Below are 25004 nucleotides of genomic sequence, written 5' to 3'. Positions count from 1 at the left end.
GTGCAGAGAGGGTCGGAGTGCCCTACGTTTTCGTTGATCTATTTCTTCGGCAACGCTCAGAACAATAAACGATTTCCTCCCAATTTCGCGCCCACTTCTTTCTCCAAGAAAACGGGCGCTGACAGACCGGACAGACTTTCATGGGAAGGTTGGATTCAAAACCTTTCATCGCGCTGAATGTTCACTCCTAATTTGGTTAAAACAGGGGGCTATTTACTTATCAAATAGGTACAGGTAATCGCCGTAGCCTAAACTCGCCATCTTGTTCACTGGGACAAATTTCATCGCAGCGGAATTCATACAGTAACGTAAGCCGGTTGGCTTTGGGCCGTCCTTGAAGACATGGCCGATGTGTGAGTCACCAAATTTACTGCGGATCTCGGTACGCGGATAAACCAGTTTGAAATCGGTTTTCTCAACGATGTAACCCGGATTGATCGGCCTAGTAAAGCTCGGCCACCCTGTGCCGGATTTATACTTATCGGTTGATGAAAACAAAGGCTCACCAGTTACGATGTCTACGTATATTCCAGCTTCTTTGTTATCCCAATATTCATTGTTGAAAGGTCGCTCGGTGCCTTCTTCTTGAGTGACGTAGTATTGAAGTTCAGTCAGCTTTGCTTTGATCTCTTTGTCTGAAGGCTTTTCGTAGACCTTAACTTTTGTCATCAGGTCTTTTTCATTAATGAGCTCACGCAGTGACTTCGGGTTGTCTTTACGATCATCACCAAATACTTCGTCTAGGTATTTATCGCGACCAGACGCGTAGCGGTAGTATTTATACTTCAGGCTACTCTTCTTGTAGTAATCCTGATGGTACGACTCCGCAGGGTAGAACTTTTCAAACTCGATCAGCTCTGTTTTCAACGGTTTTGGATAGATCATCGCCTTGTCGATTTCCATCATAAACCGCTCGGCAACCTGTTTTTGATCGGCATTATGGTAGAAAATCGCAGGGCGGTATTGGGGACCACGGTCGACGAATGAGCCTTTGTCGTCAGTCGGGTCGATATGGCGGAAGAAGTAATCCAATACTTGCTCGTAGCTCACAACAGCAGGATCGTACTTCACCTCAATCACTTCAATATGGCCAGACTTGCCAGAAGAGACTTGTCGATAAGTTGGGTTTTCTAAATCACCACCCGAATAACCAGAAATCACGTCTAACACACCTGGTAATTGCTCTAAATCCGATTCGGTACACCAGAAACAACCACCTGCTAATGTTGCGATGTCAGCTTTTTGTGATGCGTTCATCTTATCCATGGTATCGGCAGTACCTGTTTTACTTAGCAAGATGAACAGTACAGGCAGTGTGAATGAGAATCCCACCAACAACTTAGATACTTTCTTCATAACTTCCTCAAACGTCATTTTCTCAATGAATCTTACGTAACAGGACAGACTGAAGAGCGAAAAAATTACAGTGAAGATGAAAATTTCTTTGCCCTTTTTTTCAAGGGGGCTACAGTAACGGCATAAAATACACGCTCATCGGAAGACAATCATCGGTGAGGCAGAAGCATTAATGAGGGAAACCATGCAAGCAGAAGTAAAATGGGTCGAAGACTTTAAATTCCTAGGTCAGTCTCAATCTGGTCACTCAGTCGTGATGGATGGTAATGGCGGTGCAACAGCGCCAAGTCCGATGGAAATGGTTCTTATGGCCGCAGGTGGTTGTAGTTCTGTAGACGTTGTTGATGGTCTAAAAACGGCAGGCCAGAAAGTGGCTTCTGTTAACGCGAAGCTAACCACTGAGCGCCGTGAAACCGCGCCACGTATCTTTACTCAAGTAAACATTCACTTTGAAGTTTCTGGTGATGCACTAGACTCAGAAATCGTGGCGAAAGTTGCGGCGGATTCACTAGAGAAATACTGCTCAGTGTGCTTAATGTTAGGTGAAGGGGTTGAGATGACCCACAGCTGGGAAATCGTATAATCACTCACGTGAAAAATTGAAAAAATAGGAAAGAGAAAAGCCCGTGCTTTTCTCTTTTTTTATTCCCCTTTTACGCTAATCTGGCTTGGTCAAAAGTTGTAGGAATGATCCAGTGACCGAACTAGAAAAAATGATGTCTGGCCAAGTGTTTGATGGTGCAGATAAAGAAATCGATGCGATCCGCACTCACGCAACCCATGCGTTGATGGCATTTAATAACAATACCGATGAATCTCAACGCGACGTGTTGCAAAAGAATCTATTTGGTAAAGTTGGGCGAAGCATCATCCAAGCTCCGCTGCATTGTGAATTTGGTAAGACGATTGAAATTGGCGAAGAGACCTTCATCAATATGAATGTCGTGATGTTGGATGGCGCTAAAATCACCATTGGTAACCACGTTCTTATCGGCCCTAGCGTTCAGTTCTACACTGCTTCGCATTCTCTCGATTACCGCAGCCGACTCAAGTGGGAAACCTTTTGTAAGCCAATCACAGTTGAAGATAGCGTCTGGATTGGTGGCAATTCGGTCATCAACCAAGGCGTGACCATTGGTGCTCGCTCTGTGATTGCTGCTAACTCAGTGGTAAACAGCGATGTACCACCGGATTGTTTATATGGCGGTACGCCAGCTAAATTGATTCGTCGCCTAAACGAGGGCGAGTAAGCACACATACCCAAGGCGCTTATTCTCATAATCAATAAGCGCTTATTTACATATCATTCAAATTAATTTATAAATTTCATGTATTTATTTTTGCTGTCTATGAAATTCATAAGAAGAATGTATGAAATTGAATGTTGTAATGGCTTGCCTGCTGATGGCTGTTGTTTCAGTTGCTACTGTATTTTATCTCCAACCTCTTATTGATGGAAAACTCATCACCCCAAAATGTTCAGAAGAGGAAACCGTTACAACTTGGTTGAACTTCTATTTTGACGAACGAACACTTGACTACCTTTACGTAGAAGAAATAGAAGCGTACGTAGATCGCAGCATCCAGTTTTCTAACAAAACACTACAAAACTCTTGTATCCCAATGGAGCGAAAGAAAGCGTCTATTGAGTTTGTAGATTTGTCTGGCTACACCATCTTTGACTTTTCAACGGCCAACTATGCGCTAGAACAAGTACTGGGTGAGTACATTATGGCTTCCTACGAAGAATCTCCTGATCAGTTTTATATTTTGGTAACCCCTCCACTCGTGACCAATGAGTCGGGTGAAGAAGGAATGGTTACGCTTGGTAGTGCCTGGGTGGATATCAAGCCCCAGTTTGTCGTCATGGATCTTCGATTCTCGGATAACGTTTTGGAACACGAGTTAGGTCACTTAGCTTGGGCACAACACGATATCAAAACATTTGATAGACAAGAGAAAGAAGAACTCTTCCCAGTTAGGGAAAGCATTGCCATGTGGGATCTTCCCAAACTTAAGAGTTATGCCTATGGCGCGCTTTGTGGTGATGCCGGGAGCGTTATGAGCTACGAGGAAAAAGTATTACCTATCTACTCCAGTCCAAATATTACCTACCAAGGGGAGGTATGTGGCAATCGAAAAAGCGCAGATAATGCAAGGTTGTTAACGGAGTATGCTCGAGTATTACGAGACAAGGTTGATGCAAGACCTTGGTGAAGAGGGTGTCAAAAACTTAAGGAGATTAAGATGTCTAATAAGACAGAAGTTCTAATGTGTCCTTCATGTGGTGTGGAAACGCATCATGTCGTGGTGTTAGTCAGAAAGAAAAGCGCTTTTGAGGGAGATAAGAATCGCAGTAAAAAGGAATTCATTACAGGCTTTCTAAAAAGTACCGTTTTTGGTGCTTTTCTCGCTTCCATGGATGATTTTTCTCGTCACTTGATTTGCGAGAACTGCGGTCATAAAACCATACAAGATTAACTCATGATCATGATGCAAGACGGTGAGCATAAGTGTGCGTTTTGATTCGCTGACTATTCAAACCAGACCTTTATCGAGTTAGTGTTTTTGCTCTCAAGGTCTTCAATCGTCTGTAACTTAGTTTGGAAGGGATAAGAGTCAACTGCTAAGTTGCTGCTATTATTGATAAATAAGTCAAGTTTGTCAGCAAGAGTAGGGAAGGTAAGTAACGTTAAATCCCTTCAAATTCCAAGATTTCATGAGATAGATAACGCTTAACCAACAGTCAGTAGTGCGTCTCATTATGATTAAATGTGATTTGTATCACATAAAATTGAAATTTATAAAAAAATATTTTTTGAATAGAAATTCACAAATATGCAGCCCATCTGTGCTGCTATTAAATTGTCACGCCCTTATCTATTCATTGTGTGAATGTTTGATTAAATTTTATCGACATTTATGTGTGATTTTCTATTCAAACCACTCTGGCATCAATTCAATATATTAGAAGGTTCGAATTTGATCTTATTTCCATCTTTTGTTTTAAATGCGAAATTCATTATTAGCAACGGATGGTTTTGATGATGTCATTAATTTGTATTTTCCAGTTATAAGGCTTAATAGCTAACCTACCTAAATGACATAACAAGGATTGTTATAACAGAATGATGTTCTCATAACTGAGCTTTCTAAAGTGGCGTGTATTTTACCATCTCTGTTTTATATAACTATAAATATTATTCAAGTTGTTGATTGTTATGGTTCTTTGTTTTTCTTTCTGGTGACGGTATCGATTGCTTTATATGAGCTATACAATTTAAAAAGAATGATGGTTTTATTGTAATAGCAGTGATTTTTTACTCGATATAACTGTAAATAACGCGAATAGCTAAAATCAAATCTATCAAAAATAGAATAAGGATTTAACCATAAGAAAACTCTTATGGTTGATAGGTTTATTGGTCTAATTCTTATTTGGAATGCTATGCCAATAATCTGTTTGTCTTTAAGTTTATTCTAATAAACTTAATTTTCATGGAAGTTTTATAACATGCAGCACACAACTAAGTGGACGATGACCCCACTTGCTATGTTGTTAAGTACGCTATTTTCAATGCCGTCACTTGCAGAGGAAGCCAGCGTAGACGATAGCAGTGGGATTGAATCTACACAAAATGAAGGAGAATCGTCCTGCGTTGTTTGTAATCTGAGTGGGTCCGTTTACCTCTCTTACGATACAAACATCTATGACAAGGACGATCACCGTTCTGTCCGCAATTTCTCATGGGGTGGTAGTTTGGTCTATGCCTTATCTGATGATACCAAAGCTTACTTATCCGCTGGTGGCTATCGTGCACTTGAAGATGAAGTGGGTACTTACGCCACTGATACCGTTTTAGGGATGAGATATTCAAACCTATATGAATTTGGTGAGACGGGAAGTATTGGTGCTTCTGGTCAATTTACGATTCCAACTTCAGAATCTTCGCGGAAGGATGAACTACAAACCGCATTCCGTATAGCGATCCCGGTCTCTTTTTCTCTGTGGAGCGTCGACTTCTCTATCTCACCACGAGTTAAAAAGAACTTCCATAAATACAAAACGATGGGCGGGCGTTCGCTGACAGAGTGGACTTACTCACTGTTTTCGGTCGCTGAAAAGTCTTGGGACTCGTTTGCGCTAGGCATGACAGCTTTAGGCGGGAACACCATCAGTTATCAAGGAACTCGACGAAGCAGTTGGCACTATGAAGGTGCTCTATACGGAACCTACCAATTCGATGAAAACTGGTCACTACTGTTGGCAGCGTCTTCTACTGGCTTCTACCAAGATGCAGAACGAGGGACGCTTGGCAATATCGACTTGCTCGACCAAGAAAGAGCTTCGTACATCGCGACAGTGAATTACTCCTTCTAGGAAAATAAATAAAATTAAGGATATCAGAATAATGTTTAAGAAGTTGACACTGGTGTCAGCAATTACGGCAGCACTTGCAGGCTGTGGTGCAGACGATCAGGCTTATGATTATGTTGAAAGAGATGCAAAAGAGGTTGCGGTTAAAGACTTGAAGGACGGTCGATGGTTCTATGTGCCTACTACAGGTGCAGCGCCTCGGTTTGCGTTAAATCAGTTCCCTTTTCTTCAAGGTTCACCGCGCTATGTTGAGCTGTGTTTCACAAAAGAAGGCTTGGAAGTTCGCAGCTATGACAAAAACTACCCAGATGCTCATCTAACAAAAGATGAGAATAACTATTGTGGTGAAGAGAAATTCGTCGCAGATGATGATGATGTTAACTTTGCGCAGGTGTTAACCATTCCTGGTGACTTTGCTGCTTATCGTTGTCAGGAAGATTCTTACGGTGATTGTACTAACAAAGAAGAAACGAATGATGATGCTAGCTTAAACTACAAGCAGAAAACCCACTTTACGCCAAAGCCTGAAGATCTAGAGATTTCAGAGTTCAACATGGAAGATCTATACGGCGTTACCGATGGCATCTCTGAACAAGGTACACCAAGACTAATCTCATGGGATTTTGATCCTAAGAACGGTGTGCTCAACTTTGAGTTGGAGCGTACGTTCCGTATTGACCTGGATAAAATCTCCCAATACATCAACTTTGCTACTAAAGCGAGCCTAGAGGAAGCACTGGTTGACGGAGCGTTTAAATCTCGCTTCTATTACTCGCTAGTTCATGAGAGTGAGGTTGCTACAGAGGGTTACCAACCTATCTTGTATCCTGTAGGTGATGAGAATGATATTGGCTTTTTCACTACGTCGACTAAGCAGTTAAATCCAGTAACCAACAAGTATGATCGTGATGTCGTTTACCTAAATCGATTCAACCCAGATCAAGACTCGATCAAGTACTATTTGACCGATAACTTTTTCGAAGAGAAAAACAAACTATTTTTGGATGCGACACTTCAATCAATAGACAAGATGAACAAAGCGCTGAATGTGTTTGGTGCTGACGCAGGAAAACCAGAAATAGAGATTGTTAATAAAACAAAACCTGAAGGGGTTCATCCTGGTGACTTACGCTACAACGTTATCAATCTGATTGATGAGCCTTTAGCAAATGGTTTGTTAGGTTATGGTCCTTCAGTTTCTAACCCGATGACGGGTGAAATCATTAAGGCGCACGTAAACCAATATGCTGGTGTTGCACGAACTGGTGTACCTTTCTACTGGGATAACTTAGCGCGCTTCTATAACCGCAACCAACTTAATCTGGATGGCTTAGCTCCACTGCCAACTGAAGATCAAGGCGTAACAACTGAAGTAACAAAAAGAATTGAAGCTCTTTCGACCATGGCAGCGATGGCTAAGCTGAAAGCCAATGAAAATATCAATGTGCCTTTGGTATCTAAAGACGAAGTGGTAGCGGCATCTGCAACAACTAAGAACCCAACACAACTTCAGGAAAGCTTTGATGACAACATGGATTTTGAAGATGTTGTTAAGGCTGAGGAGAATCGCTTATCCTTCTGGGCTGAAAACAATGTTTATCCAATTGAAGCGTCTTGGGTCTCTTCTACCAACAAGGCTATGTTGGATAACCTGAAGCTGGATGATGAACGCTACTTTGATATCAAACGCGACGATGCAGGTAACGAAGTTTCTCGTGATCTGAAACGATGGAAGTACCTGCCAAAAGATTTGCAAGTCGAAGCTGCCAATGCAATTACCGTAGCGACCTACAGTAACACGCTAGTGCATGAACTTGGGCACAACATGGGATTGCGTCATAACTTCAAAGGGTCAAATGACAAGGCGAATTACTACACGCTAGAGCAGGCGCATCAACTAGGCTTAAACAATATTCCGGCGTATAGCTCAACAATGGACTACGCGCCAAGCATGTTGGATGAAACACCAACATGGGGTCTATATGATATCGCGGCGTTTAAGTTTGCGTACGGTCGAAAGGTTGAGACTATTCAAGATTCTTCAGGTGCGGCTCCTGCACCAGTTGTGAAGCCTGCAGACAACGCAACAGATGAAGAGAAAGCTGCCTACAATCGCTACCTAGCTGACAAGCAAGCATACGAAGATAGCTTTGCTTACAAGTTTGGCAGTAATGCATCAAATGAATCTTTGATGGTGTGTTCGGAAGTGAAACAACTGTCGGGAGATCAGGCTGGCAAGTCGCTATATAACTGTGATTTTAGTCGCTTTGATACTGCTGCGCTTTCAGATAATGCAGTACAGAGTGAGAAAACTCGTTATGGCGTACTGTACTATCTAGATAAGGTTAATGAAATCGAACGTAAATCTTACGACTTCTGTACTGACGGTAACGTGTCATTAAACAGTGACTGTAACCGTTTTGATGAAGGTACGAATCTAGAAGAAATTGTCTCTTATGAATGGCAGAACTACATCGATAGCTATGACCGTCGCAATCTAGCGCTGTACGGAACAAATGGCCTTTATTCTGCAGATTATCCGAGCTACCTAGTTCGTCGCTATATGGAGATGAGCTCAATTCGTGACAAGATGGAAGATCTTGAGCGTATTGACAATCTGTACACCAACCTAGGTTATGCCGCTAACACGGATAAACCTGGTGATTTCTTACTACGTATAGCATCAAACCCACAATACTGTAGCGAAGGCAAAGCAGACAATTCATGGTTCTGTGACTATACATACGGTGCGAAAAAATCAGCAGCATTCTTCTTGGATGTATTACGCACTCCTGAACACCAGTGTGTGATTGAGAACGAAGCTGGCAGTCAAAAAGTTATTTCGTTTGGTCAATTGTTAGATAACAATTCGCACCTGATTCCAGCTGATTATGATCTGCAAAGCGCGTCTTGTTTTGATGAGTTATCTGCAAGATTTATTGCAGACGCAGAAGCTGGTTATGCGGCAGTAGCTGAAACGAAAAATGGTCGCTTCCTAAACTCAATTGGTAGTTTTGACCCTGATTACCCATGGTCAAACGCTGTCTCTGTATTGGGTAATTGGCCTGACAAAGCACTTGCGAGTTACTTCCTTGCTCGTCGCTTCTCTAACCGTTACACCGATGAGGTTAGCTTTGCATCATTGCTTGATATCCCAGGAGTACAAGCTGAGTACGAAGACATCATGAACAACATTGTAGCTGGTGATGCGTTGAATACTCCAATTGAATTGGTGGACAAAAATGGTAACGCATACACTCAACTGAATGGTGTTAAAGTCAATCTTCATCTTACCGAGCAGATGGAGTCGTTACCGCCAATGCCGAGAGGTATTGCAGGCTTCTTAGGTATTGATAGCCGTAGTCGTGAGCGTATTGGAGACGTGATCCTTAAGATGGGTGTACGTCAAATGCAATCTAATGACTACAAAGTGAAGTCTCGTGGTAAAGCTCAATTTGACACCTTTACCAAGCAGCAAGATCGCTACGGGATCATTGCTGGTGATAAAGTTGAATTTGTAATTGACGGGAAGAAGTTTGTTGCAACCAAAGCAAACAAACTGGCTTACGATTATGCGAACCAGTTAGTAACATCAGAAGGTTACGATCTAAAAACTTACCTTGATAACTATGATGCGAGTCAGTTGAGTAGTATTGCTACAAGCATTGATACTGCTTGGGGAACGTTCCGAACTGATATTAAGTCTGCTTATCATGATGCAGTATTGCTTCTAGACGCCCCTATGGTCAATGCCATGAAAGCGACCATTGACAAGGATATTGCTGCTAATGTTGGTCAAATCAACGAATCATTCGCCAACTTTGTAGCGACGAATATGGCATCAGGTGATTTGGTGTACGATGAAGTCGCATCGACGATGAGCTTTAAAGGTGGTAAAGCGCACGATGAAGCTAAAGTTTATGCCGCGTATTCGGATGCGATGATCCTTATCTTCAACGACTACACAAGTAGCATGATGTTTGCGGTAGACAATGTTTACGCAGGCTACGCTAGCGCATCAGATTCAGATAAAGAGTTATGGATTAAAGACCTAACCCTTATTCAAGCTTACCTAAATGGCGACATCGGCTCGGTGGCAGGTGAGTACTACGAAAAATTAGATCGTTTGCCATCTGCGAGTGATTTTGAGTAATTTGAAAAAATGTAGCTAAATCGAAGGCCTGCGTCATAGCAGGCCTTTCTATTTGTCATGTGGTGCTTTTAGGCTTAAAACTTGAACGCCATGCGCAGATAATATCTTGCAGAAATGTCAGAATTTCACTACTCAAATGAATGCATAAGTTAAAGATGACCTAACAGCGTTGGAAGAAGGGAATGAAAACACCGCTAGATATTATGTTCGAGATGCTTCTTAGCCCGAGGGTTAACATTTTTGTCTGGATAAGTTTGTTGGTGATGGCCAGTTATGGGCATTTTAATCAGACTAACTGGTTCAAAAGTTATCTGGTTTACCTACAAATTTACTTCTTGATGCAAGCACCAATTCTAGTTCCTCTGTTTATTGATGGTGTCGTAAAAAAGGTTTTGCCGTTTGTAAGGGGAGGCTCAGAAGCTTTACCTTGGCTACTCTTCATTACGTACCCAACAGGCATTATTGCGATGCTAGCCTGGAGCCTATACTTAGCAGTCAAAAAATAACGCTAACTTCAGTTCACGATGTTCACCCATTTCTCCGAGAGTAAATCAATCTATCAGTGAGCCCTAGAGAAAGGGCTCTTTTTATTCAAGAATGGAAGATCACTTGTTCCTCTTCGGTCATTACAAGTGTCGCTTTGTTTTGCTCTATAAGCTGAGCGGCATAAGAAGGGGTCACGGCTTGCATCTCGCCTTTTGCTTTTAGCGTCAGTGATTCCCATGCTTGGTCACGATATTTACCCGCTTGGGTATATTGAATCAGTACTTTCATAGCTTCACACTCCGGTGTGGTTAACGTGCTACTTAAGTTAGCGCTCTAGTGATGGTTACGCACCTGTTAAAAATGAAACATTAGATTAACTAAATATAATCGCGCTAAACGATATCAAGTACCAGCACCTATTAGTAGCGATCCCAGTAAGGAGTATCGGTACCGAGCTTCTCGCTGATGAAGTCGATGAACACTCGTACTTTCAATGGCATGTGCTTACGCTCTGGAAACACTGCATAGATGGCATGCTCAGGGAGAGAGAACTCTTCCATCAAGGGTTTTAAGTTGCCTGCAGCAAAGTCTTTCGCGGCGATAAAAGTCGGTAGCTGCGCGATGCCAGAGCCTCTTAATAGCAACTGGCGAATCGCTTCGCTGTTGTTGACCACAAAGTTGCCCTTCGGCAGCACTTTGTATTCGTTACCGCTGTTGATAAACATCCACTCGACACCGCCTCGGAAATACGAATAACGCAAACAGTTGTGTGTCACCAAATCGCTTGGTTTAGTTGGTACGCCAAATTCTTCTAGGTATGCGGGAGAGGCGCACAGTACGCTTTTACACGGAGCAAGGCGCTTGGCTACAAGGTTAGAAGTCGCAAGTTCGCCAATGCGAATCCCCAAATCAAAGCCTTGTTCGACCAAATCCACCATGGCGTCTTCTAGCTGTAAATCGACCTCAATTTTCGGGTAACGTGCGAGAAATTCGCTGATAAGTGGTGCCACGTGCAACACGCCGAAAGACATCGGCGCAGTGATTTTGAGCCTGCCTTGAGGTGAGCCTTGTAACTCAGAAACGGCATCAACACCTTGCTGAGCAAGGTTCACTGCTTGTGAAGCATACTCAAAGTATCGACGTCCAGCTTCGGTAAGGCTGAGCTTTCTTGTGGTGCGATTAAGCAAGCGAATACCGAGGTCATCTTCGAGTTGATTAATGCGTTTACTGATCGCCGATTTAGTCAGGTTTAACTGCTTGGCGGCAAGGGAAAAGCTGCCGCATTCTACGACAGCGACAAATACTGGCAGTGACGCAATGGCATTCACGGTGTGCTCCTAGTTATATTGTTGAGAAAAACGATACAATCATTTTCCAATTATAGAGATTATCTTAAAGAAGAAAACAATTAGACTATGCGGCAGAAAACGACCTGGATATTGGAAAGAAGAAAATGAAATACGATTGGATCTTGTTTGACGCTGACGAAACCTTGTTTCACTTTGATGCCTTCAAAGGTTTGCAGCTGATGTTTTCTCGCAAAGGCGTAGACTTCACCGAGCAAGATTTTGCCCACTACCAAACGGTCAACAAGCCACTTTGGGTAGATTACCAAGATGGTAAAGTGACGGCAGATGAGCTCAAGCACAAACGTTTTACCGAGTGGGCAGAAAAGCTCAATACGACGACGGCGGATCTCAACACTGCATTCTTAGAAGCGATGGCAGACATTTGTACTTTGCTGCCGGGTGCGAAAGAGTTGATGGAAGCGCTGCAAGGTAATGCAAAGATGGGCATTATCACCAATGGCTTTACCGAGCTGCAAGCGATTCGCTTAGAACGTACAGGTATGACGGATTACTTTGAGCACGTAGTGATCTCTGAGCAAGTTGGTATTGCCAAGCCGGATCTAGGCATCTTTGAGTACGCGATGACGCAAATGGGGAACCCATGTAAGACGCGTGTATTAATGGTGGGTGACAACCTGCATTCTGATATCTTAGGTGGCAACAACTTCGGTATTGAAACGTGTTGGTTGAACACCACAGGTGCAAGTGTGGATGAGCGTATTGCACCAAGCTACACGGTGGAATCGTTGAACGAGCTTAAGAACATCCTTGTGGCTTAAGTGAACAAGTAAACGAAAAAAGCGCTGATTTCTCAGCGCTTTTTGGTTTTTATCGATGCTGTTTTGTATTCATCGATCTTGCTTATTAGCTAGCGTTGTTTTCAGCTAATTCACGTTGTTCTCGTTGCTCTTTCTCACCAAGCTTGAAGTAAACCTTACCGACGATGACTTCTGAAATCAGGATGGTAAACACCACCGCAAAGAAGGCGACAACACCGTTCCAAGGACCACTAAAGTCAACCTTGTCACCGAACATAATGTTAATGGCTTCCAGCATTACGAACTTCGAACCGACCAAGATAATGTAAGTCGAGATACCACGGTAAATCTTAGGTGCTGTACCCGGTTTCGATTTAAAGTACTCTGCGATTTTGTGTTCCGCTTTGATAGACAGCTTCAAGAGCAACTGAAGCAGCAATGCCGCGGCGAAAGAAATCGTAAACGAATCAATGGTTACGAAATCCCAATATTCGTCATAGAAGTTCAGTACCGTAAGGTCTACCAATACCGCCAAGGTATAACCAACAAACAGACGTTGTGGAGTGTTGAAACCGTAGACTTTATCCGATGCGCTCATAAGAACCCTCAATCAATAGTGAACAAGTTTGCAAAGCCATGCCTTGCGTCGATGGGTTAACTATATGAGTTCCTCGAATTGAAAACTTGCCATTTCGCGCCATCGTAATCATTGTGATGAATGATTGTTTTGATGGGATATATTGAATTCCAATAAGCGCGTTGAATTTGAAAATCGTCTACAAACTGACACGAAAACAGCGTTAGAATGGCTTCTAATCCAATAACTAATTTCGAAGAATCAAGCAGTAAGGACTCTCATGGCAGACATCAAGCAGCTCGACAGCAAAGTTGTGTATCAAAACAAATGGATGACGGTACGTGAAGATAAAATCCAACGTCCTAGCGGAGCCGAAGGTATTTACGGTGTGGTCGACAAGCCAGACTGTGCAGCGATTCTGGCGATCGATAACGGCGTAATTCACTTAGTACAGCAGTTTCGTTATACCGTAGGGCAACGTTGTTGGGAGATCCCACAAGGGGCATGGGAATCAAATCCAGATGCGGATCATCTTGAGTTAGCAAAAGGTGAGCTTCGAGAAGAGACGGGCATGCAAGCCAATAAGATGGAATACGTTGGTGCGCAGTTCATCGCTTATGGGTTCTTAAACCAGACTTGCCATGTTTATTTCGCTAGTGAGCTGTCTGAAGTGGGCAATCAGCTAGACAGTGAAGAAGAAGACTTGATCACGCGCTCGTTCTCAGTTGAAGCGTTCGAGCAAATGATGATCGACGGTGAAATCAAAGACTGTGTGACCATCGCAGCATATGGGTTAGCTAAACTAAAAGGTTTAGTGTAAGAAGGATCCGCCTGCTGAATACACCGTTATCTTAAATGCTGCTGATTTAGGTTCTGCTTTGATAAAGCTACCAAATCATCATTGCAAGGTTAATGAAAAGGGACGGTAAACCTGCGATAAAAAAGATAAATCCAAGCTGATAGTTTTTGTTTAAGTCTGTCTCCAAATGCTGTCGAGCTACCATTGAATGCACTTTATCAGTGAACTCATCATCGAATTCCGAATGGCGGGAGTACATGCCCCCTTCCCAAGTAAACTTCGCTAGTGCCCAAATAACTACAAGGACGAAGAATAGAAAATCACTTAAATGGGTGGATTGAAATTGAGGTATGTAGTGAGATAGCGCAAAAACCACTGCAGCAGCGATGATGTTAATCAGCGCCACAATTTGTAATAACCTTAACACGCAGGCTCCTTGTTCTTCTTATCTTTGTTAAACAACGCATTGGCACAATCTATAGACAATATCGCATTGCATTTTAGTTCATTGCGTTTGTTACGCTTGTTGTGAATGTTGGGGAACCTCTCTAATAAGAGAGGCTCCAATTATGTAGTTTAGAACGGGTGATTAGATAACTGATTGCTGTGTTCTAGCATTTGTTCTGCTACGTAACGATGTGTCGCCGTGGTTGGGTGAGTCACATCCCAGAACACAAACTTGTCTGAGCCAGAAGAGGCACACTCCGAGCGCAATGCATGATGATATAAGTAATCTGCTGATGAAGATCGGTTGATGTCTTGGCAAGCTTGGCTTGCATTCACAAAGCCATGTTGCTCTGGATTTGCGGTCAGGCTTTCAAACAGCGCGTGCGTATCGTACAAGGTAATGTTGTAACCTTGCGCCGTGTAGTATGCCGCTTGTGCTTTAATGAACTCGTTCATTTCCACGATCTTTGCACGGATCTTGTCGATTTCTTCTTGAGTCGAGTACGTAAATTGTGGCGCACGAGTGGCGTCTGGCAGTGTCATCAACAATAAGTTCTTCGCACCAGCATCGGTCAGTTTGATTAAGGCTTCAGCGTAGTCTGATTTCACTTCTGGAACGCTACGGTTGTAGTTCATGAAGTCATTCAAACCAAACTCAAGCGTAAACAAGGTATTGGCTGGCTTGTAGTTTTTTGCCAGTTTCGCATACGCCAAATAAGAGGAAACCTGTTCACCGACCCCCGTCAGCGCGATGTATTGGTTTTCACCGGCAGCACCACCAACCGCCCAGTTGTATAGCGGTAAGTTCTTCGCTTTAGCAATGTATTCCGTCCACACGAAACCGTTTGAGAAGTGCCCTAAGAACCAGCTATTCGGGTTTGGGAAGCGCCATTGTGAAGCATTAAAGATATTGCCTGTATCCGACAAACTGTCACCCAACGCAACCACTTTGTTGATTTGATCTGGTTGCATTACAGGATCGTTGCTCCAGATAGTGTGGTTGTATGAGAACCGGTTATCCGCTGCAAAGAAGGTGATGTCAGCGTTTTCATTCGCGAGATCAAGGGTTTGCTCACAACGTTGCTTGATGATGCTTTGTGGTGTGTCAGTGTAGAACATGTTCTTGAAAGAAACTGAACTCCACCAGTAGCCATCGATTGTAAAGTAACTGCCGTCAGGATTTTCTGCCCATTCCCAATCAGTCGCAGGCTCATCAAGTGAATAGCTCGTTCGATACCAACAACGAACATAAGTATACGTTTGGTGGCTTTGAGCACTAACAACTTGTGCTGCGGTGACCATTTCTGGAGACAAAGAAGGTTCTGCAGCATGGGCAGCAGCGAAAGGGAGTAATGCACTTAATAATGTGATCGTTTTTTTCATGATTGACTCTTCTGTAATGATTATCGTCATGATTTAAGTGAGAATATATCTCATCTACTACCCCATTTTGAGTAAAAGAACTAATTAGTCAAATATCTAAATATTCAAAATGTTGATTTTGGTACCACAATCTAGTTTCAATAGATTTAGTAAATGGGTTAATTTTATAAAATATAGAATAATTACTCACCAACATTAATTTAACATTCACTTTTTCGTTAATAAGTAATTGCTTTATAAGTTTTTTGTTATGTTTTTGTATGTTAACTAAATATGTTGTTTTGATGATCTTTTGTTCATTGTTGTGCATTCATAAAACAAATTGTTTGGCATTTTTAATCGATAATCTATAGCTGAGTAGCTCGTGTTAATGACGTGTAATTGATTTTTCATGAACACAGAGTGAATAAAAATCAGCTCAAAAAGGAATAGAGCAAATGCACTACACAACAACTAAATTAAATGGCTTGTTTTCATTGTCTGCCGTTGCAGTGGCACTGACATTTTCGATGTCAGCGCATGCGGCTCCTCTGACGGGGTTCGACGAATCTAACTTGCCGACTAAATACATCGTCAAATTTAAAGAAGATACGTCCAGTCCTTCAGCATTAGGTGGAAACTCATTCTGGGGGCCACGCATCGCGCAAGAGTCGGTTTTAGATCAGCTCAAAGCGCGTAAAGTGGAAAAGCTAGGAAACCGCGCAATCTACAGTGTGGAGATGGAAGACTCGGAACTGGGGCAACTGCGCAACCGCAGTGATGTGGAATACGTGGAGATTGACCCACCGCGTTATCTGTTAAGTGAGACTATCCCATGGGGCTACGAGGCGGTTAACGCTCAGCTTTTGGATGACTCGAGTGCAGGTAACCGCACTGTGTGTATCATTGATTCAGGCTACGATCTCGCACACAACGATCTGAGTGGTAACCGAGTGTCGGGTACAAACGATAGCGGTACCGGCTCTTGGAGTGTTCCGGGGAATAACAACGCTCACGGTACGCACGTAGCAGGTACGATTGCTGCGATTGCCAACACGGAAGGCATCAAAGGCGTCATGCCAAACCAAAACGTGAATTTACATATCGTTAAGGTGTTCAATGAAGCGGGGTGGGGCTACTCATCCAGCTTGGTGAAAGCGGTACAAACTTGTGCTGACAACGGCGCGAACGTGGTCAACATGAGTCTTGGTGGTAGCCAATCGAGTGTGACGGAAAAAAACGCGTTGCAAACCATTTACGACCAAGGCGTGCTGCTGATTGCCGCTGCGGGTAACGATGGTAATACTGCGCACAGCTACCCAGCATCTTACGACTCAGTTATGTCCGTTGCGGCGGTGGATGATAAGCGTGATCACGCGGCGTTCTCTCAAGCGACAGACCAAGTTGAAATCGCAGGTCCGGGTGTAGCAATTCTGTCTACGGTGACAGTTGGCGAAGGTAAGCTTTCAGACATTCGTTTGAACGGTGTTAGCCAGTTCGATCGTGGCATCGTTCCTCACAACCGCTTGATCCAATCGGGCGGCAGTTACGGTCCTGATCCAGTAGCCGGCTCTATCACGGCGACACTAGCAAGCTGTGACGTCTCTGGTAGCAGCTTCAGCTGTGGCGATATGTCGGGCAAGATCTGTTTGACTGAGCGTGTGGGTAACCAATCATCGGGCAACTACCCAGAAATCGATGCAGTTCAAGCGTGTTACAACGCAGGTGCAAGTGCGGCGATTGTGTATAGTAACTCTGAGCTTCCGGGTTTGCAGAATCCTTTCCTTGTCGATCAAAACAACGCGGCGCGTATTGTGTCGGTAACGGTTGATCGTGCCTTCGGTCAGGAGCTATTGGGCTACGTTGGTCAAGAGATCACGGTATCGACCACCAAGGGTGAAGACTACGAGTACTACAACGGTACTTCGATGGCGACGCCGCATGTAACGGGTGTTGCAGGTTTAGTGTGGAGTTACCATCCAACCTGTACTGCTGCGCAAGTACGTAACGCACTGATCAAGACAGCAACGGACATCGACGTAACAGGCCGTGATAACCGTACTGGTCACGGTCTGGTGAATGCCGATGCGGCGAAGCAATACCTAGATGCTGGCTGCAATGGTCCGGATGGCGGCGGCTCTGGCAACGACAACGTTCTAGAAAACGGTGTGGCGAAAACGCAGCTTTCTGGGGGCAGCAAATCAAGCACAGTATTTGTGTTTGATGTCCCTGCAGACGCAACGCAAGCGACATTCACCATGAGTGGCGGTTCTGGTGATGCTGACCTTTACGTACGCTTTAATGGCACACCAAGCACTAGCACTTACGACTGTCGTTCATGGGCGGGCGGTAATGGCGAAAGCTGTAGCTTGAACGTATCTGGCGCAGGGCAATATGAAGTATTGGTTTACGGCTACAGCGCGTACTCTGGTGTTTCTCTTGTCGCGACGCATAACGGTTCGGGTGATTCATCTGGTGGCGGCTCTACACCTTCTAGCTACACCAACTCGGACGCGGTAGCGATTCCTGATAACAAAGCGTCTGGCGTTGTAAGCTCATTAGATGTGGCTCGCTCTGGCGATGCAGGTTCAGTGACTATCGACTTGGATATCACTCACACCTACATTGGTGATCTTTATGTCACATTAACGTCGCCAGATGGTGGTCAAGTGGTACTGCACGACAATGCGGGCGGCAGTGCAAACGACATTAAAACCAGTTTCCAAGCGGATTTCTCTGGTTTTGAATCACAAGGCACATGGGAACTTAAAGCGGTGGACAATGCCAGAAGAGACACGGGCACCATCAACGGTTGGACTCTGACCTTTCAATAAGGAGTGACTATGAAGAAGTTGACCTTACTTTCTTTGTCTGCGGTAGGCGCTACCGCACTATTGGCAATCGGACTGAGCTCAAGCAGCTTGGCGAACAATCAAGGATTTCCTCTCGTGGATGAACGCCAAGATCAAGCCGAGCAGCAACCTACACGTTACTTTGTTAAGTATCATGAAGGGAAAGAGAGCGAAGTGAGAGCGCTTCTTAGTCAGCACAACATTGAAGTGGTCGACGCTCTGGTGAAACAACACGTGTTGGTTGTGGTGGGTGAACAGGCGGAAGTCGATAAACTCGCCGCTCACGATGCGGTCGAATACACCGAGCAAGAGCCGACAAGAAAGCTGCTATCTAACGGAAGTACGCTTCAATAAGCCAAACCTCCTTAAGATAGTGCCAAAAAGAAAAACGCCCCTCACGTAAGGGGCGTTTGTTTTCTTTTATTTGTGGAAGATGAAGACTAAGGACGCTCACCTGCCGCTAGGCGACGTTCGATATCTGCAACCACTTCTGGGAAGTCAGCGATCGTATCGATAAGGTAGTGCGGCGAGCTCTTGAGCAATTTTGCACGCGCTTTTTCACGAGCAGCATTAAGCGTTGCTTCGTCCGCAGCTTGGTATTCTTCAAACGTTAGACCTGCTTCGTTACCAGAAAGCAGCAAACCAACGGTCCACATACCGGCGTTGTGACCTTCATCGATGCCCGGTGCGGCGTCATCCACTTTGATACACGCATTAACGTCAGTAACATTTAGCTCAATCACGTTCTTCAGTGCCATAAATGGTGCTGGGCGACCACCTTGAGGCAGGTCATCCGTTGCTACTACGTAATCCGGTTTGTAGCCGTAATCCGTCGCCACTGGAATCAATACCTCCATCACTTCGCGAGGGTAACCAGAACAAGAACCGATCTTGATGCCTTTGTCTTTCAGACCGTTTACAACTTCAATCGCATTAAGGATTGGGTCTGCATGGTCAGCCACTTTTGCTTTTTGCAAAGGCATAAATGCTGCGTAGATTGCATCGATGTCTTCGCTGGTCATTGAGCGACCAAACTTCTCATTCCAACGCTTATCAACCGCAGGGATGCGACCCACAGCTTGGATGTGATCCCACTTACCAAGCCCCATTGGTTCGCGCGCTTCTTCAAGGTCGATTTCGAAATCAAAGCCTTGTTTGAACGCTTCCACAAAGATACTGGTTGGCGCAAAAGAGCCAAAATCGACGATAGTGCCAGCCCAGTCAAAGATCACTGCTTGAATTGGTGAAATGCTCATGTTCAATCCTTTTTTCTTGCTTGCCAGAGCGCTTGCCTACACGTTGGAACCGCGCTCTGAATAAATTGGTTTTTGTTGAGGTCTATTGACTCTAGGTTTTGTTGACCTTTTGCGGTTAAATTTTGTTCGAGATAAAAGCGTTTTAATCGCGGCGAGAGGTTTGTAGCCTAGTCATTCTAAGCACAACACCTCACAACAAAGAGTAAAACGCTTTTAGCCGAACCCATCGGGCAGCGTTTGTGGTTCCTTTCTCCTGCGTTATCGGCTTATCAGGTAGAACAGCTACAACTCAAAGCCTCTGCCTTGCATAAAGAACCCACAAACTGCTGCAAAAATCAGCTCAAAAGGTCAACAAAACCTAAATGTAGTTAAAGTCTTCGCACACTTTGGCGATGGCTTCTTCGAAGATCGCCAACGCTTCTGTTAGTTGTTCGCGAGTGATGATCAGCGGTGGGCTGAGTTGAATCACGTTACCTTGCGACACCTTGAAGCTCACACCATTGTTGAGGCATTGGTACAACACAGCTTCCGCTTCGTCATACGCGCGTGCTTTGCTTTCGTGGTCGGTGACCAGTTCAATGCCCCATAACATGCCGATACCACGCACATCACCAATCACTGGGTATTTGGCTTTCATCTCTAGCAGCTTTTCACGCATGAACTGGCTGTCTGTTTTGGCTTTATCTAGCAAGCCGTCTTGCTCAATGGCTTCCATGGTTGCCAGTGCTGCAGCACAACCGATAGGGCTTTTCTCATGAGTGTAGTGACCCATGGAGATTTGCTCGGCGGTGTTGTATTTGTCTTTGGTTACCATGGCTGCGATAGGCACTAAGCCACCACCCAAGCCTTTACCGATGCACAGCATATCTGGCTCGATGTCGTAGGCTTGGTAGGTAAACCATTCTCCGCTGCGACCCATGCCATTCGGGATGTCGTCGATGATCAACATGACATTGTGTTTGTCACAGATTTCTCGAATGCGTTTCCAGTAGGCTTTACTTGGCACTTGAACATCCGTGTTGCGAACAGCTTCTGCGATAAACGCGCCCACGCCGCCTTCTTTCTCAATCACGTATTCAAGGTAGTCGGCGTAATGCACGTCGCTGCCGTCCGCAACTGGGAAAGCGCCACGGTAAGATACGGCTGGTGGGATGCGTTCAACACCTGCCATTAATGGTCCCATGCCTTGGCGGAAACACGCTTCGCCGCCAACTGAGATGGCATCCAACGATGCACCGTGGAAGGAGTCCCACAACGACACCACCTTGAAGTTGCCCGTGATGTGTCGCGCTAGTTTAAGTGCCATGCCAACCACAGATGTGCCACCTGGAGCAAACAACACGCGGTTCAATTCGCCGCCACAGATTTGGGTGAGTTTTTCGGCACATTCAATCGCGGTTTCGTTGGTAAAACGACGTGGTGAAAACGGCAGTTTGGCAATTTGCTCTTGCACACGTTTAATCACATGCGGATGACCATAGCCCAACTGGTGAACGTTATTGCCATGGAAGTCCATGTACTTTTTGCCGGTAACATCTTGGATGTAGATGCCTTCTGCTGATTCCAATGTATCTAAGCAAGGCGTTGACATGGCTTGGTGAAGAAAGACCTTCGAATCACGCTTCAACAAAGCTTGCGTGCGTTCGTCGTCCATCGATGCATTCCAAGCTTGGCGCGCTGGTGTTGTGTTGACATCGCCTTCACTACGAAAATGGGTCGGTTTGATATTCTGAGTCATAACGCTTTCTCAATCAGAAGGCTGCTTTACGCAACTTGCCAGTACATTGCTTTTTCAATTGCACCGATTAAGCGATCGATATCTGCTGGGTAAACTTCGCCAATGTTGCCGATACGGAAGCAATCTGCGTTCGATACCTTACCCGGATAAATCACAAAACCTTGCTCTTTTAAACGTGTGTAGAAAGCTTTGAACTGGTAATCACTGTGCGTCGGAGAGTAGAAAGAAGTGATGATTGGCGAGTGAAGGTCATCACTCAGTAGTGGCTCAAACCCCAAAGAGCGCATACCTGCAACCAGTGTTTTCTGGTTAGTTTGGTAACGGTTATGACGAGCCTCAATGCCGCCTTCTTGTTCCAGTTCTAACAATGCTTGATAGAAAGCGCGAACCGTGTGCGTTGGAGACGTAAAACGCCATTTACCGTGGTTCACTTCCATGCAGTGCCACTGGTCGTAAAGATCAAGGCTCAAAGAACGTGCCTGACATTGGCACTTTTCTAGCTCAGTTTGTTTCGCAATCACAAAGCCAAAGCCCGGAACGCCTTGAATACACTTGTTTGCAGAGCTGATCATAAAATCGATGCCTAATTCTGCAATATCGATAGGAATGCCACCAAAGCTCGACATGGCATCGAGAATTACCACTTTACCGTGTGCTTTCGCTGCAGAAGCAAATGCCTCAATTGGGTTAAGCATGCCAGTGGTTGTCTCGCAGTGAACAATCGCCACGTGTGTGATCGCAGGATCCGATGCCAATGCAGTTTCCACCTCGTTCAAGTGTGGCTGTGATGTTTCGCCTGGGGAAACTACATGGCATGGAATATTTAGGTAATCAGCGATCTGAGCGATACGTGCACCGTAAGCACCGTTGTCGACAACCAACAACTTTCCATCTTTGCCAATGGCGCTGCCAATTGTCGCTTCTACTGACGCGGTGCCGCTACCTTGCATTAGTACGCTGGTATAGCCGTCTTGCTCCGTCGCCAGTTTTACAAGCTTAGTGCGGATCACTTCTACAATGTCTTTGTTGTATTCATCATCCCAAGTACACCAGTCTTTTAGCATGGCTTCACGTACTGTTTCAGAAGTAGATAGAGGACCTGGAGTCAGTAGTAGGTATTCGTTTTTCATCTCGATTTCCATCAGAATAGTCTAATTGGTCTACACCAAATTTCGAGTTCACTCTAGCGAGGAAGAAAAGGGCAGTAAATAGGCGAATCTCCAATTTCATAAAACTTTAATATCCAGAAAATGGCGGATCAATTGAACGATTATTCAGCGCGAATTTTCGTAAAACTGCCATTTAATGGTCATGATTTCGTCACAAAGGCTCAGTAGGGTGGTATTGTCAACTGGTACAGACCAAATGAAAACTTAGCCAAATTAACTGGAGAAAATGATGAAAAACCGTTTGATGAAAGGATCGCTGGCTGCACTTGTCTCTCTGCTAGCTACGAATGCAATGGCAGCACAGGAAGTCACGGTTTACACCGCTTTCGAAACTGACATTCTTGCTAAATACAAGTCTGCGTTTGAGAAAGATAACCCAGATATCAAGATTAAGTGGGTTCGCGATTCAACCGGTATCATGACGGCGAAATTGCTGGCAGAAAAGAACAACCCTCAAGCGGAAGTGGTTTGGGGTCTTGCTGGCTCGTCAATGGCACTGCTTAAAGATGAAGGTCTTCTTAAGCCTTACACACCAAAAGGTTTGGAAGAGCTGCATGCGAACCTAAACGACCCTCAATCAAACCAAGCTTGGTTCGGTAACGATGCGTTCTTTAACGCAGTTTGTTTCAACGAAGCGGTAGCGAAACAACTTAACCTACCGAAACCAACGTCTTGGGAAGACCTAACAAAGCCGGTTTACAAAGGTCACATTGCAATGCCGAACCCAGCGTCTTCAGGCACTGGCTACATGCAAGTTTCTGCTTGGCTACAAAACATGGGTGAAGATCAGGCATGGAATTACATGCGTGACCTAGATAAGAACATTGCACACTACACGCACTCTGGCTCTAAGCCATGTGTTCAAGCGGGTATGGGTGAAGTGGCTATCGGTATCTCGATGGCAAGCCGCGGCGCGAAGCTGAAAACACAAGGTGCACCACTAGCGGTTATCACACCAAAAGGCATTGGCTGGGAATCAGAAGCCGTTGGTCTAGTAAAAGAATCGGATGCAGCGAAACGTGTTGTCGACTGGTCAATCTCTAAAGCAGCAAACGAGCTTTACGTAGAAATGTACCCAGTGGTTGCACATAAAGAAGTGAAAGCGACCGTATCTAACTTCCCGAACGTTCAAGAGAATATGGCGAAGATGGACTTCGCTCAAATGGGTAGCAAGCGTGCAGAGATTCTAGCGGCTTGGTCTGAGAAGTTTGACGCGAAATCAGAGCCAAAGTCTTAATTGAATTTGCTTTGAGTTTGCTTTGAATTGAATGCTGAAATCCACCTTGGTTGAGGTGGATTTTTTGTTTTTAGAAGAGGCGAAAGTCAAAAGCCTAAAAGCAGCAACCCCACCTAACCTCCCCTTGGCTTTAACTTCGAGGGACTACAACAGTCACGCTGGTAAAAGGGAGGGACTGGTTCTGCATTCGCGAAAAATTCAATTCAAAATGCAACATCACTACGCGCTTCGAGTAGATTCTGAATACTCGCCTAGGCTCCTTCAGAATGACGTCGGGAAAGCACCGAACTCACTGCAGCAAAGAAAACTCTCCCTCTTGATAACGACATTCAAATGCTTGGCAAACCATGTCAAGAAAAGGGGGAGTTGGAGGGGGTTGTAAAAGCTGAGCGCAGCTGGACTGTTATTTCCCAGAGCGGCGGAGGAGTTAGTAGGCAATTCCTTAGCATTGTGCTTGTAAGAGATTCCGGATGGCTCGCTTAGGCTCGTCCGGAATGACGATCTTAAGTATATGGAGTGAAGGTCAAAACTTGTCGTTCTGAGCCGCGAATGTGATTTCAGAATTTGTAATCCACACTCACAACGTCATTCTCGAGAGTGACGAAGGAGTGAGTCGGGAATCTCGGAATATAGTGCCTGTAAGAGATTCCGGATGGCTCGCTTAGGCTCGTCCGGAATGACGATATTAAGGGTATAGCGTGAAAGTCAAAGCTCGTAATTCTAGGCAATGAGTGTGATTCAAAATTTATGCTTCACACTTACCACGTCATTCTCGAGAGCGACGGAGGAGCGGGTCGGGAATCTCGGAATATAGTGCCTGTAAGAGATTCTGGATGGCTCGATTAGGCTCGTCCGGAATGACGATATTAAGGGTATAGCGTGAAAGTCAAAGCTAGTAATTCTAGGCAATGAGTGTGATTCAGAATTTATGATCCACACTTACCACGTCATTCTCGAGAGCGACGGAGGAGTGAGTCGGGAATCTCTAATTACCACTTGAACAAACTTCATCTCCCTTCATCTATTTGTCATCTTCTGGCTATAAATTTGTCATTGGAACGTAACACTCAAAAACTAAAGTTGGTAT

The 25004-nt window shown here is 44.6% G+C and carries 22 protein-coding genes; 12 read left to right on the top strand and 10 right to left on the bottom strand.

Annotation, left to right across the window (positions count from 1 at the left end):
• Positions 1-22 precede the first annotated feature (22 nt).
• On the bottom strand, positions 23-169 hold the full coding sequence (locus tag ACTS60_RS15350; RefSeq protein WP_440888942.1) for a DUF2256 domain-containing protein: 147 nt from the start codon (positions 167-169) through the stop codon (positions 23-25).
• 44 nt (positions 170-213) lie between these two features.
• On the bottom strand, positions 214-1356 hold the full coding sequence (gene msrB, locus ACTS60_RS15345) for a peptide-methionine (R)-S-oxide reductase MsrB (protein ID WP_440888941.1): 1143 nt from the start codon (positions 1354-1356) through the stop codon (positions 214-216).
• A 184-nt stretch (positions 1357-1540) separates the two neighbouring features.
• Between msrB and ACTS60_RS15340 the strand changes: the two genes are divergently transcribed.
• The 7 genes from ACTS60_RS15340 to ACTS60_RS15310 all read left to right on the top strand — a co-directional run bounded on the left by ACTS60_RS15340 (position 1541) and on the right by ACTS60_RS15310 (position 10393).
• Positions 1541-1939: an OsmC family protein gene (locus ACTS60_RS15340; RefSeq protein ID WP_182052530.1), complete on the top strand. Its 399-nt coding sequence runs from the start codon at positions 1541-1543 to the stop codon at positions 1937-1939.
• Between the two features lie 112 nt (positions 1940-2051).
• Entirely contained in the window at positions 2052-2606 is a 555-nt protein-coding gene (locus ACTS60_RS15335) for a sugar O-acetyltransferase (protein ID WP_282065387.1), read from the top strand.
• A gap of 121 nt (positions 2607-2727) precedes the next feature.
• Complete coding sequence (locus ACTS60_RS15330; RefSeq protein ID WP_010450727.1) at positions 2728-3573, top strand: hypothetical protein; 846 nt, start codon at positions 2728-2730, stop codon at positions 3571-3573.
• A gap of 30 nt (positions 3574-3603) precedes the next feature.
• Complete coding sequence (locus ACTS60_RS15325) at positions 3604-3837, top strand: hypothetical protein (protein ID WP_038886275.1); 234 nt, start codon at positions 3604-3606, stop codon at positions 3835-3837.
• Positions 3838-4870: 1033 nt separating this feature from the next.
• Positions 4871-5737 carry a hypothetical protein gene (locus tag ACTS60_RS15320; RefSeq protein WP_088879500.1) on the top strand — a complete coding sequence of 289 codons (867 nt, stop codon included), beginning with the start codon at positions 4871-4873 and terminating at the stop codon, positions 5735-5737.
• Positions 5738-5768: 31 nt separating this feature from the next.
• Entirely contained in the window at positions 5769-9887 is a 4119-nt protein-coding gene (locus tag ACTS60_RS15315) for a M66 family metalloprotease (RefSeq protein ID WP_440888940.1), read from the top strand.
• A 182-nt stretch (positions 9888-10069) separates the two neighbouring features.
• A complete protein-coding gene (locus ACTS60_RS15310; RefSeq protein WP_409575388.1) occupies positions 10070-10393 on the top strand; it encodes a hypothetical protein in 324 nt (107 codons plus the stop codon).
• 85 nt (positions 10394-10478) lie between these two features.
• On the opposite strand, the gene ACTS60_RS15305 is transcribed toward ACTS60_RS15310, so the two are convergent.
• Positions 10479-10661 (bottom strand): hypothetical protein, encoded by a 183-nt coding sequence (locus ACTS60_RS15305; RefSeq protein WP_010645366.1) that lies wholly within the window; start codon positions 10659-10661, stop codon positions 10479-10481.
• A 131-nt stretch (positions 10662-10792) separates the two neighbouring features.
• On the bottom strand, positions 10793-11701 hold the full coding sequence (locus tag ACTS60_RS15300; RefSeq protein WP_005432509.1) for a LysR family transcriptional regulator: 909 nt from the start codon (positions 11699-11701) through the stop codon (positions 10793-10795).
• Positions 11702-11826: 125 nt separating this feature from the next.
• Between ACTS60_RS15300 and yjjG the strand changes: the two genes are divergently transcribed.
• Positions 11827-12501: a pyrimidine 5'-nucleotidase gene (yjjG, locus tag ACTS60_RS15295; protein WP_010450736.1), complete on the top strand. Its 675-nt coding sequence runs from the start codon at positions 11827-11829 to the stop codon at positions 12499-12501.
• An 85-nt stretch (positions 12502-12586) separates the two neighbouring features.
• Here the strand turns inward: yjjG and ACTS60_RS15290 are convergent, their stop codons facing one another.
• A complete protein-coding gene (locus tag ACTS60_RS15290; RefSeq protein WP_440888939.1) occupies positions 12587-13078 on the bottom strand; it encodes a hypothetical protein in 492 nt (163 codons plus the stop codon).
• A gap of 259 nt (positions 13079-13337) precedes the next feature.
• Between ACTS60_RS15290 and ACTS60_RS15285 the strand changes: the two genes are divergently transcribed.
• Complete coding sequence (locus tag ACTS60_RS15285; protein ID WP_038886283.1) at positions 13338-13877, top strand: NUDIX domain-containing protein; 540 nt, start codon at positions 13338-13340, stop codon at positions 13875-13877.
• A gap of 67 nt (positions 13878-13944) precedes the next feature.
• Here the strand turns inward: ACTS60_RS15285 and ACTS60_RS15280 are convergent, their stop codons facing one another.
• Both ACTS60_RS15280 and ACTS60_RS15275 read right to left on the bottom strand, forming a co-directional pair.
• Positions 13945-14283, bottom strand: coding sequence for a hypothetical protein (locus ACTS60_RS15280; protein WP_138942487.1), 339 nt, complete (start codon positions 14281-14283; stop codon positions 13945-13947).
• 149 nt (positions 14284-14432) lie between these two features.
• Positions 14433-15689, bottom strand: a complete 1257-nt coding sequence (locus tag ACTS60_RS15275; protein WP_440889157.1) for an SGNH/GDSL hydrolase family protein — start codon at positions 15687-15689, stop codon at positions 14433-14435.
• 434 nt (positions 15690-16123) lie between these two features.
• Between ACTS60_RS15275 and ACTS60_RS15270 the strand changes: the two genes are divergently transcribed.
• Both ACTS60_RS15270 and ACTS60_RS15265 read left to right on the top strand, forming a co-directional pair.
• On the top strand, positions 16124-18499 hold the full coding sequence (locus tag ACTS60_RS15270) for a S8 family serine peptidase (RefSeq protein WP_440888938.1): 2376 nt from the start codon (positions 16124-16126) through the stop codon (positions 18497-18499).
• A 9-nt stretch (positions 18500-18508) separates the two neighbouring features.
• On the top strand, positions 18509-18871 hold the full coding sequence (locus ACTS60_RS15265; RefSeq protein ID WP_440888937.1) for an ATPase: 363 nt from the start codon (positions 18509-18511) through the stop codon (positions 18869-18871).
• Positions 18872-18957: 86 nt separating this feature from the next.
• Here the strand turns inward: ACTS60_RS15265 and phnX are convergent, their stop codons facing one another.
• The 3 genes from phnX to phnW all read right to left on the bottom strand — a co-directional run bounded on the left by phnX (position 18958) and on the right by phnW (position 22641).
• Positions 18958-19773 carry a phosphonoacetaldehyde hydrolase gene (gene phnX, locus ACTS60_RS15260; protein WP_440888936.1) on the bottom strand — a complete coding sequence of 272 codons (816 nt, stop codon included), beginning with the start codon at positions 19771-19773 and terminating at the stop codon, positions 18958-18960.
• Positions 19774-20131: 358 nt separating this feature from the next.
• Complete coding sequence (locus tag ACTS60_RS15255; protein ID WP_440888935.1) at positions 20132-21511, bottom strand: aspartate aminotransferase family protein; 1380 nt, start codon at positions 21509-21511, stop codon at positions 20132-20134.
• A 26-nt stretch (positions 21512-21537) separates the two neighbouring features.
• Positions 21538-22641, bottom strand: a complete 1104-nt coding sequence (gene phnW, locus ACTS60_RS15250) for a 2-aminoethylphosphonate--pyruvate transaminase (RefSeq protein WP_440888934.1) — start codon at positions 22639-22641, stop codon at positions 21538-21540.
• Positions 22642-22906: 265 nt separating this feature from the next.
• Here phnW and ACTS60_RS15245 point away from each other — a divergent pair, with 265 nt between their 5' ends.
• Positions 22907-23917, top strand: coding sequence for a putative 2-aminoethylphosphonate ABC transporter substrate-binding protein (locus tag ACTS60_RS15245; protein WP_005384363.1), 1011 nt, complete (start codon positions 22907-22909; stop codon positions 23915-23917).
• Positions 23918-25004: the final 1087 nt, after the last annotated feature.

It is taken from the genome of Vibrio sp. WZ-1 (genome assembly GCF_052037695.1).
Taxonomy (GTDB): domain Bacteria; phylum Pseudomonadota; class Gammaproteobacteria; order Enterobacterales; family Vibrionaceae; genus Vibrio.
Note: the sequence above shows the minus strand (reverse complement) of the source record. Positions and strands in the feature narration are given on the sequence as shown.

Excerpts from the sequence above, each read along its gene's own strand:
- ACTS60_RS15350 (WP_440888942.1), bottom strand. The coding sequence starts at position 169 with ATGAAAGGTTTTGAATCCAACCTTCCCATGAAAGTCTGTCCGGTCTGT.
- msrB (WP_440888941.1), bottom strand. The coding sequence starts at position 1,356 with ATGAAGAAAGTATCTAAGTTGTTGGTGGGATTCTCATTCACACTGCCT.
- ACTS60_RS15340 (WP_182052530.1), top strand. The coding sequence starts at position 1,541 with ATGCAAGCAGAAGTAAAATGGGTCGAAGACTTTAAATTCCTAGGTCAG.
- ACTS60_RS15330 (WP_010450727.1), top strand. The coding sequence starts at position 2,728 with ATGAAATTGAATGTTGTAATGGCTTGCCTGCTGATGGCTGTTGTTTCA.
- ACTS60_RS15325 (WP_038886275.1), top strand. The coding sequence starts at position 3,604 with ATGTCTAATAAGACAGAAGTTCTAATGTGTCCTTCATGTGGTGTGGAA.
- ACTS60_RS15320 (WP_088879500.1), top strand. The coding sequence starts at position 4,871 with ATGCAGCACACAACTAAGTGGACGATGACCCCACTTGCTATGTTGTTA.
- ACTS60_RS15315 (WP_440888940.1), top strand. The coding sequence starts at position 5,769 with ATGTTTAAGAAGTTGACACTGGTGTCAGCAATTACGGCAGCACTTGCA.
- ACTS60_RS15310 (WP_409575388.1), top strand. The coding sequence starts at position 10,070 with ATGAAAACACCGCTAGATATTATGTTCGAGATGCTTCTTAGCCCGAGG.
- ACTS60_RS15305 (WP_010645366.1), bottom strand. The coding sequence starts at position 10,661 with ATGAAAGTACTGATTCAATATACCCAAGCGGGTAAATATCGTGACCAA.
- yjjG (WP_010450736.1), top strand. The coding sequence starts at position 11,827 with ATGAAATACGATTGGATCTTGTTTGACGCTGACGAAACCTTGTTTCAC.
- ACTS60_RS15290 (WP_440888939.1), bottom strand. The coding sequence starts at position 13,078 with ATGAGCGCATCGGATAAAGTCTACGGTTTCAACACTCCACAACGTCTG.
- ACTS60_RS15285 (WP_038886283.1), top strand. The coding sequence starts at position 13,338 with ATGGCAGACATCAAGCAGCTCGACAGCAAAGTTGTGTATCAAAACAAA.
- ACTS60_RS15270 (WP_440888938.1), top strand. The coding sequence starts at position 16,124 with ATGCACTACACAACAACTAAATTAAATGGCTTGTTTTCATTGTCTGCC.
- ACTS60_RS15265 (WP_440888937.1), top strand. The coding sequence starts at position 18,509 with ATGAAGAAGTTGACCTTACTTTCTTTGTCTGCGGTAGGCGCTACCGCA.
- phnX (WP_440888936.1), bottom strand. The coding sequence starts at position 19,773 with ATGAGCATTTCACCAATTCAAGCAGTGATCTTTGACTGGGCTGGCACT.
- ACTS60_RS15255 (WP_440888935.1), bottom strand. The coding sequence starts at position 21,511 with ATGACTCAGAATATCAAACCGACCCATTTTCGTAGTGAAGGCGATGTC.
- phnW (WP_440888934.1), bottom strand. The coding sequence starts at position 22,641 with ATGAAAAACGAATACCTACTACTGACTCCAGGTCCTCTATCTACTTCT.
- ACTS60_RS15245 (WP_005384363.1), top strand. The coding sequence starts at position 22,907 with ATGATGAAAAACCGTTTGATGAAAGGATCGCTGGCTGCACTTGTCTCT.